Annotated in this window: 10 protein-coding genes; 6 read left to right on the forward strand and 4 right to left on the reverse strand. The window is 43.0% G+C overall.

Going from position 1 to position 14,219, the window contains the following annotated elements; all coding sequences use genetic code 11:
* Positions 1-203 precede the first annotated feature (203 nt).
* The gene (locus JWG45_RS18750; protein ID WP_205281146.1) at positions 204-1,943 is read left to right on the forward strand and encodes a SpoIIE family protein phosphatase; all 1,740 of its coding nucleotides are present in this window, start codon (positions 204-206) and stop codon (positions 1,941-1,943) included.
* Between the two features lie 3 nt (positions 1,944-1,946).
* Positions 1,947-3,743 carry a SpoIIE family protein phosphatase gene (locus JWG45_RS18755; protein ID WP_205281147.1) on the forward strand — a complete coding sequence of 599 codons (1,797 nt, stop codon included), beginning with the start codon at positions 1,947-1,949 and terminating at the stop codon, positions 3,741-3,743.
* Between the two features lie 184 nt (positions 3,744-3,927).
* Here JWG45_RS18755 and JWG45_RS18760 read toward each other — a convergent pair whose 3' ends face one another.
* Together JWG45_RS18760 and fliD are read right to left on the reverse strand one after the other, a co-directional pair.
* Positions 3,928-4,884, reverse strand: a complete 957-nt coding sequence (locus JWG45_RS18760) for a hypothetical protein (protein WP_205281148.1) — start codon at positions 4,882-4,884, stop codon at positions 3,928-3,930.
* Between the two features lie 18 nt (positions 4,885-4,902).
* A complete protein-coding gene (gene fliD, locus JWG45_RS18765; protein ID WP_205281149.1) occupies positions 4,903-6,822 on the reverse strand; it encodes a flagellar filament capping protein FliD in 1,920 nt (639 codons plus the stop codon).
* A 133-nt stretch (positions 6,823-6,955) separates the two neighbouring features.
* Between fliD and JWG45_RS18770 the strand changes: the two genes are divergently transcribed.
* From JWG45_RS18770 to JWG45_RS18780, 3 genes are all read left to right on the forward strand, one after another.
* The gene (locus JWG45_RS18770; protein WP_205281150.1) at positions 6,956-7,672 is read left to right on the forward strand and encodes an MIP/aquaporin family protein; all 717 of its coding nucleotides are present in this window, start codon (positions 6,956-6,958) and stop codon (positions 7,670-7,672) included.
* Positions 7,673-8,145: 473 nt separating this feature from the next.
* On the forward strand, positions 8,146-8,538 hold the full coding sequence (locus tag JWG45_RS18775) for a DUF1801 domain-containing protein (RefSeq protein WP_205281151.1): 393 nt from the start codon (positions 8,146-8,148) through the stop codon (positions 8,536-8,538).
* A gap of 257 nt (positions 8,539-8,795) precedes the next feature.
* Complete coding sequence (locus tag JWG45_RS18780) at positions 8,796-9,992, forward strand: M23 family metallopeptidase (protein WP_205281152.1); 1,197 nt, start codon at positions 8,796-8,798, stop codon at positions 9,990-9,992.
* 177 nt (positions 9,993-10,169) lie between these two features.
* Here the strand turns inward: JWG45_RS18780 and JWG45_RS18785 are convergent, their stop codons facing one another.
* Both JWG45_RS18785 and JWG45_RS18790 read right to left on the reverse strand, forming a co-directional pair.
* Entirely contained in the window at positions 10,170-10,817 is a 648-nt protein-coding gene (locus tag JWG45_RS18785; protein ID WP_205281153.1) for an NAD(P)H-dependent oxidoreductase, read from the reverse strand.
* A 125-nt stretch (positions 10,818-10,942) separates the two neighbouring features.
* Positions 10,943-11,386, reverse strand: a complete 444-nt coding sequence (locus JWG45_RS18790; protein WP_205281154.1) for an Rrf2 family transcriptional regulator — start codon at positions 11,384-11,386, stop codon at positions 10,943-10,945.
* Positions 11,387-12,068: 682 nt separating this feature from the next.
* Here JWG45_RS18790 and ppk1 point away from each other — a divergent pair.
* Positions 12,069-14,207 (forward strand): polyphosphate kinase 1, encoded by a 2,139-nt coding sequence (ppk1, locus tag JWG45_RS18795; protein ID WP_205281155.1) that lies wholly within the window; start codon positions 12,069-12,071, stop codon positions 14,205-14,207.
* Positions 14,208-14,219 lie beyond the last annotated feature (12 nt).

Genomic DNA, 14,219 nt, shown 5'->3' on the forward strand with positions numbered 1-14,219 from the left:
TAAAACTAAAACTTTTTTCTTTTCTTGAGAGTGAACGCCGGAATTCTTTCTCTCAAAAAAATTAGGATTTTTATAAATAAATATTTTATAGTTTCAAATTCTTCGTCAAAACCGATAATAGGATTGAAATTCCGATTCTTTCAGTCGGCTCGTTCGGATGATCTTTATCCTGTCATTTCGAGGTTATAACAGATTTCTTTCGTATGAATTATTATCTTTTTCTTCCTATGATTGCCTTATTTGCGAATACGATTTTTATCGCATTCGTTTATGCGAGACGCACGGGCAATCCGATCATTCGTTCTTATCTGATTTATTCCACAGCTCTCAACGCATGGCTTTTTACTTATATTTTTACCTGGTCTTATCTTCCTGAATCCTGGATGACTTGGACGTTTAAGATTCTCTCCATAACCTGGCTTCCCGTAGGAGCTCTTTATTTAGAATTTGTTTATACGTTTCTAAACCGATCTCCGGGTTTGTTTCTTTGGTTTTTTCGAATAGGAGTTCCGATATCTTATCTCCTGACTCTGACTACCGATCAAGTTGTACGCGGAAGCATACACTATTACTGGGGATACGAAAACGAACCGGGGCCTCTCTACCTCTTAGTCATCGTCGCCTTCGTCGCGCTTCCCGGTTTTATCGGATTGGGGATTCTCGCAAAATCCTTTTTTTCCTCTCACAAGAATCAGAGAAAACAAATCGGGCTCGCAATCATCGGATCTACGACCGCGATGTGTCTCAGTTTTTATTCCGAAATCATCCAAGTGGACGAACAGGGAAGAATCCTTTCGGTTCCCTGGACTCCGATGGCAATCGTAATTCAGTCTTTTCTAATATTCATTGCGATCACGAAATACGGTTTTTTAAGGATCAACATCGAAGGTCTTGCCGTGGAACTTTTCAAAGACATTCACGACGGAATGATTTTAGTCAAACAGGATCGTTCCCTTTTTTTTATGAACGAATCCGCAATCAGAATATTAGGAATTTCCAATACTTTGCCTTCCTACTTCTACCCTTCCGATTATTTTAGAGGATATCAGGAGAATCCGAATCATCTTTCCAAAGAATACCAGCCCATCTTCAATCCGAGTTGTAAAGGAGTGGAACTGACACGATCGAATATTGAGTTGGCAGGGAATGAAAGAGGTTATCTTTTTATTCTCAGAGACATCACTGAAAAAATCGAATCTCGGGAAAAAATCGAATCGATCTACACCGCCCTCAGCAAAGACCTTGAAATCGCAAAGATCGCGCAAACTTCGGCGATCTCCACAAAATTTCCGGAGAATGCCCGGTATAAATTCCATTCTCATTTTCAACCCTACGAGCTCGTGGGAGGGGATTTCTTTCGGGCTCTCGAACGTTCCGACGGAAAGCTGGATATTTTTTTTGCGGATGTTTCCGGTCATGGCATCTCCTCAGCGATGGTTGCTGGAATGCTTTCCATTTCCTTTCAACTCGTTTCGGAAAAAAATCCGAAACCGAAACAAGCTCTTGAGGAAATTCAAAACCTGCTTCTTGGCGCGGTATTAAACCATCACATTTCGGCGGTTTATCTTTCATTCGATCCGAATAAAAAAATATTAAACTATTCTTATGCTGGTCATCATCCGATTTTAATCTTTCGGGATGGAGAGATTATTTCTTTAGAAGGCTCCGGAAGAATTCTTTTGATCACACCCGAAACGGATCTAACCAACTACTCGGTTCCTTTAAAAAAAGGGGATGTCCTTTTTTTACACTCGGACTGCCTTTTCGAAGTAAGAAACACCGAAGGGGATATCTTAGGTTACGAAAACTTTATGGAAAGCCTCCACGAAATCCCAATTCAAACACCTTCCAAAATTCTCAAAACTTCCATCGATCACGCTTTGGAATTCGGGCGCGGCAAACTCACCGACGACTTAGCGGTTTTGATCTTGGAGGTTTTTTAATCGATGAACCCCTACATCCTAATTCCGTTTACGGCCTTGATAATCAACGGATCCTTGTTCGCCTACGTAAGCGCGCTCAAGGGTAAATCCAGAACCGTAAATCTCTATCTTAGATTTTCATTTCTATTATCAATTTGGCATGTAGCGCTCGTTCTTTATTGGTCCTTTTTACCCGGTTCTTTGCCTACGATCCTTTTTAAAGTTTCGTCTTTCGCCTGGATTTTTATCGGCTGTTTGTTTTTCGAGTTTGCGGTTCAATTTGCGGCCTCCTCTTATCGTTTTCTCATCTACTTTTTCCGAGGTCTTAGCCTCGTTTCATTTATCATTTCGATTAGCACCGATTTGGTAATCGCCGGAAGCACAAGAGCCTACTGGGGCGACGTGATCGCAACGGGACCGCTTTATCTTTACGTAAGTACGATTGTCATAGGAGCGCCGACCTTAGCAGGTTCCTTAATTTTGATCGTTAAGAGTTTTCGTTCCTCCAATTCTTTTTTTAAAAAACAGGCGAGACTTGTCGCCTACGGAACCATCATAACCTTCGTTTTCAGTTTTCTTACGACCCTGCTTCCCAGATTTATCAATCCTTCCCTTACGTTTCCTCCGATGAGCGGAAGTTCCGCCGTTATCCAATCGATCTGTATTTTTATCGCGATCCACAAATACGGGTTTATGGATTTAAAATTGGAACACATTGCCCTTCGGCTCTATTCCGAAATCAGGGAAGGTGTAATTCTATTGTCCCCCAAGGGCACACTTCTATTCAACAATCTCTCCGCAAAAAAAATGTTAAATCTTCCGGAAGACTTGAATATGGGAATGAAGCTCGATCTAAATCGTTACTTGGACGGTTTTCCGGCAGATTCCTACTTTGAAAGAAAAGAATTTATAAACCTGAATGTGAGCGCCGTAACAAATTTCACAGACTTTCAAGAGGATTTTTTTCAGGTTCCCGAAAATAAATATTTGGAGGTTTCTTCCTCGCCCATTCCACTTTCCGGTAAAAACGGAGGAAAGGTTTATATCCTAAGAGACATCACTGAAAAAAAAGAATCCTTAGAGAAAATTAGGAAATTATTATATAGATTGGACTTGGATTTGGATCTAGCAAGGGACATCCAAGAAATGATCACTACCCGCGACTTTCCGGATTCTCCTGAATATAAAATTCATTCCCATTTTCAGCCCTACGTTAAAGTGGGAGGCGATATTTTGAACGTAAAAAGGGAAAAAGACGATAGTCTTCATATTCTTTTCGGAGACGTCTCCGGCCACGGGATTTCCGCCGCGATGGTGGCGGCGATGACTTCCATCGCATTCGGAGCCGCGACCGGAAGAAGCGCTCTTACTGATCAGAATCTTTTGTTTATGCATCATCTTTTGAAAGACACTATCACGTTGCATTTTCTTTCTTCAGTTTACATGAGATACGTTCCTTCCGCCAAAAAATTGGAATACAGTTACGGCGGTCATCATCCGGGACTTTTGATCCGAAACGGGGAATGTAGTTTTATCGAAGGTTCCGGCGGAATTCTTTTTGCAATCGCTTCTCCGAAAATTCAAAGATACGAATTGAATCTTCAGGGAGGAGATCGGGTCCTTTTTTACTCGGACGGTCTGTTCGAAGTTAGAAACTCCGAAGGAAATATCTTAGGAAAAAATCAATTTTTAGACGCGATTAAATCTCTTGTAAGTGACGATACAAGTTCGATGATCCGTTCCATTCTTTCCTACTCCAGTTCTTACGGAGGTGGAGAAATGTCGGACGACGTCACCATCTTTTGTCTAGAAGTGTTTTAATCCGAGTTCGGGAAATTCTTTGCGAAAGCGATTGTCGCGGAATCAACCGATTGCGATTTGAATCGGTCGATTCTTTCTCCGCAGATTTTCAATCGGTTGATTGGAGCAGAAAGCGCGGTCCGTCTTTGGCAATGCCAAAGACGGATTCGCCCAAATCTTTTTCCGTAGAATAATTCTTTTTCTATTAGGAAATTTTTTCTTGAATCAATTTCAAAAAAGGAAGGAACTCATCCAAAGTTCCGGGAAGTTCGTATTCGATCAAATCCCCTGCACGGATGATGTCTTTTTCCTCCAATGCGACCGCAACCGAGGCGAGGATCTCGTTCAATTCCCCCGTCTTTTCCTCAAAACCGATTCCTTCGATCGTAATTTGAGAAAGATCCAGATCCGGTTTTTTTAACTTCAAAGTAATAAACGAAGTCAGCAGCACATTGATCTGCGAAATAGATTGTGTCAGTAGTTCGGTTGCGACCTCGTCTTTTCCGGATTGATAGGCCTCGTTCACTTTTACGAAACTTTCTTTGAGTCCGCCTATGTTCCCGATAAACGTATTCAAAATTTCTTTTAGAGTGGGAAGATCCAAATCAAGCACTTGAGTTCTTGCGATCAGATCCATGATAAAAAGTTTGAGATCTCTCAGATTTTCCAAAAATGTTTCGATCGCTTCCGTGCTGTCAAGTCTCGCGCTGTGGGAGGAAAGTTCGGCGACGATCTGAGTAACGGTATTACCGGTTCCCATCGGTTTGATCTGATCCAATTTAAGATGAAGCAGATTCGATGCGGAGTTCAATACGGATTGAATCCATTTTACCCCGTCCGTTAATTCCTTGGATTCCTTTTCGGTCAAAGAATCCCTTCCGAAAAGTGTGGATCCTACTTTGTCCACATATAGATCCAGCTCGGTAAGAGTAGAAACCAGAAAGTCCATCTCCTCTCCGATAAAAAATTCCATCTTATGTGTGGAGTCGATTCCTCGATCCTGCATTTCGACGGGCTGAAACTCGACTCCGTCCACGGTGCAACCGAGAAGATATTTTCCTTTGGACTCGACCCACTTTGTGATCTCTCCGAAGACTTCCCCCAATTTTTTTTCGTTTTCAAGAGAACTATCTAAGAGATGTTCGTTGATATAAATTTCCATTTCACTCTCCTGCTTGAATCACTCGTTTCTCGCGCCTTTTAGATTGTTATTCAGATACGCGCCCACGGCTTTGTTTTTACCGACTCCCTGCTCCATATAAAGAAACTTGGATTTCAGTTTTTTCTCGTAACTTACGAGATGGTTTTCGTATTCTTTGATCTTCTTGTTGTTATCAGTGACTTGCTCTTCGAGCATTTTTACTTTTCCGGAAACGAGACCGCCCGCAAACTGAGTGTATGGTTTTACGTGTTCCAGAAGATCGACCGCAACTCCGGTATCCATTCTCGCGTCTGAATTCGTATCGATCGCGAAAAGATTTCGGACCGCGTCCGGATTTTCGGCGAGTTTGTTTTTGAGCTTTTCTTCATCCAGGATCAGAAATCCGTCTTGAATATCGGCCCATTTGCTTCCTACGTTTCCGGTGCTGATTCCAATGTCGCTTAACATTCGGACCGGATTCTCGCCAGTAACGGGGTAAGAAGAACTCGCTACCGTTTTCATTCCCGCGATCAGACGAAGCACGGTATGTTCTCCGGACAGAAGTCCGGTTTTGGTTTTACCTTCCCAAAAGGTTTGTCCGATTTCACCGCCGTCTTCTTTTCCGTCGTTTACTTGTGCGTTCTTATCGACCGCAGTAGATTCTTTAGAAAACTTTAATACAGTATTGTATGCGGCAACGAATTCCTTGATCATCTCGAGGCCTTTATCGGAATCCGTTTTGATATCGATGCTCACCGGACCTTCCGTTTTTTTAAGAAGGTTCATAGAAACCCCGTCGAGCACGTCCGTCAAACCTTCGTTCTTCGGGCGATTGACTTCGATTCCATCGACTAAAAAAACGGCGTCCTTCGCTTCGGTGATTTCCTTCGCGGGCTTTGCTCCTCTGAATTCTCCGGGAACAACTATATGAAAATTTTCTAAAACTACCGTCTTTCCGCTCGAGTTCGCAAAAAGAATCTTATGGGCTTTCATGCCTGATGGAAAAGTTTTGAGATTGAGGACGATCTTTCCTTCCTGTTTGGATGCGGTTTCTAAGATCATCTTCTCTTTATCGTTTTCTTTATAAAGAATTCCTAATTCTAGTTTGTCTTCCGGTGCGAACTGAGTCGCAGTAATGAGTTCGATCTTCGTATTCTTCTTCAATTCCGAAGTCGGAATTCCGAATTGAAACGAGCCGACGCTAGCCACTTCAATCCATTTCTTTCCGTTTTCTTCTTTGAAAGTAGGTTTTGCGTCTGCGGGAACTCCGTATTTTTCGGATTGAAAGACAAGAGTCTGATCCGCTTCCGGAAGAAGATTGATTTCTTTCGGAGGATCGGCGGGCTCCGTCGCTCCCACAAGACCGGAAGCTTGAAGAACTCCGTTTGTATCTTCGAACTTGAGTTTTCTTTCCTTTCCAGAAAGACCCGCGGTCAAAGTGAGGACGTAATTATCACTGTCCACTTTTACGAGCCCTGTGTTTACAAGTCCCGCAGCTGAAACCTTGATGGCAGCCGCGAGATCTCGGATCGTTCCTCCGGAGAATTCGATTTCTTTTTCGGAATCTCCCGAAAAGATTTTAAAACTTCCCGCAGGGATTTGTTTATTCGCGTCCGTTTTGTCTCCAGAAACTTGGTGAAAGGTCGCGAGTTCTTTGACTTCGATCTTACGTTTTCCGGCGCTCGCGGAACGAGATGCGTCTCCACTCACGACACCTTCCGGTTCGGAAACGATATTCTTCATAGCGAAGGGAGCGGTAAAAGATATGAGGGCTCTGGTTTTATTCTGGAGGTCGGTGGTTACAACTTTCAAATCGTTCCACGCTTTGACTTGGGCTTTGTTAAACGAATTCTGCTGCTCAAGTCGGCGAATCGGTTTTCCTTCCAATTCCACCAGTTTTTTTACGATCAAATTCGTGTCTTGACCGGAGCTCAGTCCTGGAATCGTAAATGCGGGCATCTTGTCCTCCTAAGTTCTACATCGGTCGAATCGGAAAAAAGATAAGGGAAAATGAAAAAATTGAAGGCTCTAAAAACCAATTGCCGATCTTAGAAATCCGTGGATTTTAGTCCCGTTTTTCGTGGGGGAAATTATGATATCGCCTGTTTTGGGAGAATTTTTAGGGACTTTTGTTTTGATCCTTTTGGGGAACGGAGTCGTCGCAGGTGTTCTACTCGAACACAGTAAATCCAAGGACAGCGGTTGGATCGTAATCACAACGGGCTGGGCCTTCGCGGTGATGCTCGGAATTTTTACTTCCAACGCATTTGGAAGCCCGGACGCTCATCTCAATCCCGCAGTGACTCTTGCCTTTGCGATCAAGTCCGGAGATTATTCAAAATTGCTCATATACGTTCCCGCTCAGATCGGAGGTGCTTTTTTAGGTGCGGTATTCAACTTTTTGCATTATCTTCCACATTGGAAAGAAACAAAAGACAAAGGAAAGATCCTTGCGGTCTTTTCTACCGAACCTGCGATCTCAAAGACCGCTTCGAATTTTTTCAGCGAATTCTTAGGAACCTTTTTATTGATTTTAGGAATCGTCTCCATTTTTTCACCTACGATGCAAGGACTGACGACCCACTTCGGCGCTTTTTTGGTCGGTATCTTGGTCTGGAGTATCGGACTTTCAATGGGAGGAACCACCGGTTATGCAATCAATCCCGCGAGAGATTTCGGACCGAGACTTGCCCACTTTCTTTTGCCGATTCCCGGAAAAGGTCCTTCGAATTGGAAGTATGCATGGCTTCCGGTGATTGCGCCTTTGAGCGGAGCCGCGTTGGCCGGGTTTGTACTCGGATTGTTTTGAGGCTCTAAAAATCGAGCTGAAGAATTTAAGGCAATCACATCTTTCCGGAAAAACGATAAGGAGAAGAAGCCCGAAAAGAAGTTTGGATCTAAGAATGGAAGAATCCGCTTTATTCTTTTGAGCTTAGATCTTTCTCCAAAACCTCGGAATGTAGGAACTCCCCTAAGAATTGAACGGCAACATCGTCTTTGAGAAAATTCAGAAACGACAAAAGGGACTCATTCTGTAGGATCTCCCACGTTTTGAATCCGAGCAGAACGGGTTTTGAAGAGTTTTTTTCGGATTTTGCGACAAAGAATTTTCCAAATTCGATCCGAGTCAATTTCAGATTGGGCGTCCCGAGAATGACTTTTTAGTTTTCCACAAACTGGGATTACGGAAGAGATAGGTTTGTCGGAACCAAGGGAACGGACTCCAAAAAAATACGGGAAACGATTTTACTTCGAAAGATCTTTTTCAGATTCACAAAGAACATGAAGAATTTTGAATCTTTTTTTACAAAACTTACGGAAGAGGAAAAGGAAATCGTCCTGATTCTTAGGGAAATCGTCTTCGATTGTATTCCCAAAGCAAAGGAGAAGATTTCATACAACGTTCCTTATTTTTCTCTCAAACAAAGAATCTGTTTTATCTGGCCTTCCTCCGTTCCATTCGGTCCGAAGTTCGGAGTAGAATTCGGTTTTTGCCGAGGACATCTTCTTTCCGATCCTCGGAACCTACTCTTTGCGGGTAAAAGAAAAGTCGTAAGATCGATTTCTTATCTTTCTAAAAAGGAAATCGATCCAAAGACGTTGTTGAATTTTCTCCTGGAAGCGGTGACTTTAGACGATGATCCGATCGGATCTTCTTTCCCAAAAAAACGTTGAGAATTCTTATCCAGTCGGTTAGAAGTTTAAAATAGAACCGATTTCGATTCTTTCTTTTGCCAATTGGAAAAGGATAAAATTGTCCTATTCCAATCCGGACCGAATTCTCGTTTTCTTTGAAATTACTTTCTGATAAATAATCTTTGAAAAAATAAAATTTGTTTCTTATTTTCGAAGAAAGAAAATTCTCCTCTCTTATTCAAACTATAAAATGATGATTTACTCTTTTTTTTGGTAGCAAAAAGTTGTTTCACGGTATGCGAAATCGAATTTTTTTCCTCATCTTAACTTTCTTTTCTTTCTTTCCCCTCTTCTCTGAAACCGGTGATTTTAAGGGAGAATGTAAACCCACAGAATGGATCTGCGTCCTTACAAAGAATCAGAATCAAAAAATCGATTTTTATATTCAAAATAAAACTCCCGGCGCGGATTATCCTTTTACAGTTTATTTTAATTTTTCTTCCTTAGATAATTTTGAATCGGATGTTTCTCTTCCTTTACGTTTCGTTTCCAGAGGAAGTAACGAGCCCACAAAAATTCTCAGCCTTCTACCTATCAATGTCCAAAAGGAACGCTCTTATAGTTCGAGTATCTACGTAAGAGCCGGAGACTTCAACGCGAATAAAACAAAAGACGTTATTTACCGTCTTCCTTTCGAAACGTCTTCGAGGATCGGCCAGGGTTATAACGGAAAATTTACTCACTTCGGTTCCTTTCCTTTTGCGCTCGATTTTTCACTTCCCGAGGGAAGTTCCATTCTCGCTGCGAGAGAAGGTCTCGTTATCGCGGTTCAGGATAAATTTAGCGCGGGTGGAACTACCCCTTTTTTCAAGGACAAAGCCAACTACATCCAAATTCTTCATAAGGACGGAAGCATCGCGGAATATGCTCATCTAAAATACAAAGGTGTTTTAGTCCAGATGGGACAAGTCGTTCAGGCGGGAGAAAGAATCGGTTTTTCCGGGAACACGGGTTTTAGCAGCGCCCCTCATCTTCACTTTCACGTTTTGAAACCTACCGAAAATTTTCAAAACTTAGAATCATTCCCAACGACATTTGAGACTGACGAAGGAATTTTAGAGGAACTCAAAGAAGGAGTCGTCTACTGGAACCCTTCGAACACTCTTCCTGCGGGAAAATCCATCTTTGAAGAAGATTTTAGAATCTGTTCCGAACTCGCAAAAAATAAACTTTCGGAATGTGATGAAAAATTCAATCCTCAGAAAAGACCAATCATCGCTCTGGATATCCGAAAACCCGGAAAACGGGATCTAAAAGTCGAAGTCTGCAATCCGGATTCCGCCTGCAAAAGAGTCGATTGGATTCTTCAGCCGGAGTGGAAGGTTTCAATTTGGTATTTCGATTGGAGCATTCTTCCGATCATTTCCGGAAAGTATAAAATTCAGGTAATCGAGGATATCGAAATTCTTAAAACCTGGATCATCGAAAGATAAACTTTTCCTCTGATTCAAAGGAACAAAAAAATTTAGCCGACTCGTTTCTCTGTGGTTCCAAAAACTACCGTTAAACAAGAAAGGAAGAAAGGCCGGATGCTCCCAAATACAACCGGCAGATTATCCATTCTTCAATTAGAATATTCTAAAAATTGAATTTTATTTTTTTATTCTTGCTCACGATGCGAAAGCGCCCTTACATTCGATCACAAACTTCTCCTTGGCTCTTCGAACCTTTGGAGCGTTTACGATTGAATCTTTTTCTAAATCCCGATATCCCAACGTGAGAAGAGACGTGGATCTCAGTCCTCTTTCTTTTAGATGCAACAACTCGTCCAAAGCTTTCGCATTAAACCCTTCCATCGGAGTGGCGTCCACATTCTCCATTGCCGCAGCAGCGATTCCGGTTCCGAACGCGATGTAGGTTTGTCTCGCGGCCCATTCGGAACTGGCCTCTCTCGTATGAGATTTCAACCAATTGAGCATCGAATTCTTAAATCCTTCCAAGGATTCCGAAGGAGTATTTCTTGTTTCCGAGATGAGCTGGATGTATTCTTCTATCTTTTCTTCGTTCACTTCGTCCCAAGCGGCGAACACCAGGAGATGAGAAGATTCTTCGATCTGCGGTTGGTTGAATGCGATCGGTCGGATTTGGCGTTTTAATTCTTCATCTTCGATTACGATGACGTTGTAAGGTTGTAATCCGAATCCGGACGCCGTAAGTCGAACGGCTTCCAAAATTCTTTCCACTTTTTCTGCCGGAACTTTTTCCCCCGTCATTCTTTTGGTTGCGTAGCGCCATCTGAGTTTTTCCAGTAATTCCATTTTCTAAATTCTCCTTTTTTCCGGTTCTCATTGTGGATCCGGTTTTCCCGCAATTTACAATGTTAACTTGTTATAAACACCTTAACAAGATGGCGACCATTCCTGGAAAGAAGAAAATTTAAAAATTAATTTGTGAGAGACATTTTTTTCTGACACTCTCCTCGAACCTGTTTCATTACATCGGCGAGAGAGATCTCTCCGAGTTTAGCTTCGAGGGCGGCTTGGGCCTGGGCGAAGACACATTCCAGGGTGGGGAGAATTCCCATTCCTACAGAACAGTCCTGTTTTGGATGATCATGTACGGTAAAGAGACAATCGGAATCTTCAATGGCACGATAAATGTCGGAAAGTAGGATCTCTGACGCTGGTTTTGCGAGGCTCGCTCCGGGAACACCTTGTCTCGTCAAAACAAGTCCCGCTTTCTTAAGTTTTCCCGTAAGGGTTCGGACAATGGCGGGATTGGTTCCTACGGATTCGGCGATCGTATCGGAAGTCGTATCTCCCCCGTTCCTGTTTTCCAGGAAAGTGAGAATGTGAATTGCGACTGCGTAACGACTGGGAATTGCCAAGTTTTTTGTTCCTTACACTGTATTCATTGTTTTAGACGAGTCCCTGCCAAGAAGAATTCCGCTTTTCTTTGGAATAAAAAATCGATCTGGTTTTCGAGATTCTTTCGGAAGTGCGGGAACTCCCTTATTTTTGGAAAGAGCCGGATTCCTCTCTGAAGATCTAAAAAAGTAGGAACTCACACGTTTCCAAACCACGGGAAAAGCCTTGTCTTTCAAAGTGTGGGAACTCCTCACTTTCGAGATTCTTCGAAAAAGCGCCGAAACGTGGGAACTCCCCGTCCCAAAGGAACATAACCTTACCCGCAAATCGAGAGGGACTACCAACGAGAATCGTCCTACAAGAAAGGGTTTTGTAGGAATTCCTACAAAGAGGACTTTTTACTTGCAAAATTATGATTTTGTGATAACGGAAAGTTTCCGGAATTTTTCCGCCCCCCACCCCTCCACCCTAAACCAGGGCGGGGCGCGGCCTTTCACGGTGGATTGTCGGAGTTCCGACAAATTACTCTTGAGATTCCAAATACTTTTTCGGGTAAGGATATCCTAAAAGAAGAAGAGCAGCAAAGCTCTCATCAAAATCCTTCCAAGAATCATTGACTCCCCGGAAAGGAGGTTTAAACAGGAATAGAACCCCTCGTCCCATCTTTCTCCGGGGGCTTCCCAGACTTTTCAGGATATCCAAGTGTCAAAGCCAAGAATACAAGAACAAGCTCCTACAAAGACGAGCGAAAACGGTTCTTCCAAAGAAAATCAATTCGAGATTCACCTCGGCAACCCGAACATATTTTTCGACCGGGAGCTCTCCTGGATCGATTTCAACCGACGCGTTTTGGAAGAAGCGAACGACTCTGAAAATCCACTCCTGGAAAGATTGAAATTCTTAAGTATCACGGAGACAAACCTCGACGAATTCTACATGGTTCGCGTCGCCGGACTTCGAAATTTAGTAAAAGAAGGAAACGACGAAAGAAGTCTCAACGGGGACAGCGCCTCCGAAATTCTCTCCGATCTTTCCGACAAGGTCCGCGCCTTTGTTAGAGAACAATACGAAACATTCTCCAATACATTAGAAGAATTGAAAGCGGCAGGAATCCACGTAATTCTCAATCCGGAAGAATTGACCATCGATGAGATCAAACAAATCCAGAGTTACTACAAAGAAGACGTCTCTCCGATCTTGACACCTCTTGCGATCGATACCTCCCATCCATTCCCGCATATTCTCAACAAATCCTTAAATCTCGCGATGGTCCTCAGCACGGACGACGAAAAAACCGGCGGAAAAAAAGATCTCTTCGCCGTCGTTCAAGTACCTTCCGTTCTTCCTCGATTCTTACACCTAAAAACAAAGGGGGACGAGAGAAGATTTTTTCCTCTGGAAGAGATCATCAAACTCCACGTAGACGATCTCTTTTACGGAATGACGGTAAAGGAGATCTATCCTTTCCGAATTATCCGAGACGCGGACATCTCCATCGACGAAGAAAAATCCGTAAAAGATTTATTGATCACTATGAAGGACGAACTTCGCAACCGGATCTGGGGCGACGCGGTTCGGATGGACATCCACCAAGGAACTTCTCCTTTTATCAAAAACACACTCAGAGAACTCCTGGAACTTCAAGACCACGAAGTTTTCGACGTGGCTTCCCTTTTGAATATTAACGACGCGATGTTCTTCTACGGATTGGATCATACGTCCAAACTCAAATATCCTTTCTTTCAACAGAAGATGACTCTGAAGTTTGATACTCCGGAAAAAATCTTCGAAGCGATGAAAAAGAAAGACCGTCTTCTCCATCATCCGTATCAATCGTTCTCGGCGATCGAAGATCTTTTAAGAATCGCGTCCGAAGACCATCGGGTCCTCGGAATCAAAATGACGCTTTATCGCACGAGCGGAGATTCTCCGATCATCCAATACCTCGGACAAGCGGCGGAGAATGGAAAACAAGTAACCGTTCTTGTGGAACTCAAAGCTCGTTTTGACGAAGAAAGAAACATAAAATGGGCGCAAAAACTCGAAGCGCGCGGCGTTCACGTCGTCTACGGCGTTGTCGGATTAAAAATCCACTGTAAGATGCTCCTCGTAGTTCGCAAAGAAGACGATCACATGGTGCGTTATGTGCACCTTGGAACCGGAAATTACAATTCTACAACTTCCAAGTATTATACGGACCTCAGTTTTTTTACCGTAAACAAACAGATCACCGAAGACGTTTCCACGATCTTCAACACGATCACGAGTTACGCGAAGATGCCGACTTTGAACCTACTTTCGGCTTCTCCCCACAATCTCAAATCCACCTTTATCACGATGATCGAAAAGGAAACGGAGAATGCCCTCGCGGGAAAACCGGCGAGAATCATCTTCAAGATGAACTCCCTCGTCGATCCACATATTATACTTTCATTATACAAGGCGAGTCAGGCCGGCGTCAAAGTGGATCTTATCATCCGCGGAATCTGCTGCCTCAAACCGGGGCTCAAAGGAATCTCCGAAAACATCACGGTCCTATCCATCGTGGGAAGGTTTCTGGAGCACACAAGAATCTATTTCTTTCATTCCGGAGGAGCAGAGGCGACCTTCCTCGCTTCGGCGGATTGTATGCCCAGAAATTTTGAAAGAAGAATCGAAGTTCTTTTTCCGATTTTAGAACCCAAGAACAAGGAAAGAATTAAGAAAATTTTGGACGTTCAGCTGAGAGACAACGTAAAAGCGAGATTTCTGCATCCGGACGGACACTATCGTAAAAGAACCTTGGAGAAGGACGAAAAGCTGGTCGATTCTCAAATCGAAAGAATGAACTTCGCAGAATAATTACGAAACCTG

Source organism: Leptospira ainlahdjerensis (genome assembly GCF_016919175.1).
Taxonomy (GTDB): Bacteria; Spirochaetota; Leptospiria; order Leptospirales; family Leptospiraceae; genus Leptospira; species Leptospira ainlahdjerensis.

Coding starts and splice junctions, on each gene's coding strand:
- JWG45_RS18750 (WP_205281146.1), top strand. CDS start 204: ATGAATTATTATCTTTTTCTTCCTATGATTGCCTTATTTGCGAATACG.
- JWG45_RS18755 (WP_205281147.1), top strand. CDS start 1,947: ATGAACCCCTACATCCTAATTCCGTTTACGGCCTTGATAATCAACGGA.
- JWG45_RS18760 (WP_205281148.1), bottom strand. CDS start 4,884: ATGGAAATTTATATCAACGAACATCTCTTAGATAGTTCTCTTGAAAAC.
- fliD (WP_205281149.1), bottom strand. CDS start 6,822: ATGCCCGCATTTACGATTCCAGGACTGAGCTCCGGTCAAGACACGAAT.
- JWG45_RS18770 (WP_205281150.1), top strand. CDS start 6,956: ATGATATCGCCTGTTTTGGGAGAATTTTTAGGGACTTTTGTTTTGATC.
- JWG45_RS18775 (WP_205281151.1), top strand. CDS start 8,146: ATGAAGAATTTTGAATCTTTTTTTACAAAACTTACGGAAGAGGAAAAG.
- JWG45_RS18780 (WP_205281152.1), top strand. CDS start 8,796: ATGCGAAATCGAATTTTTTTCCTCATCTTAACTTTCTTTTCTTTCTTT.
- JWG45_RS18785 (WP_205281153.1), bottom strand. CDS start 10,817: ATGGAATTACTGGAAAAACTCAGATGGCGCTACGCAACCAAAAGAATG.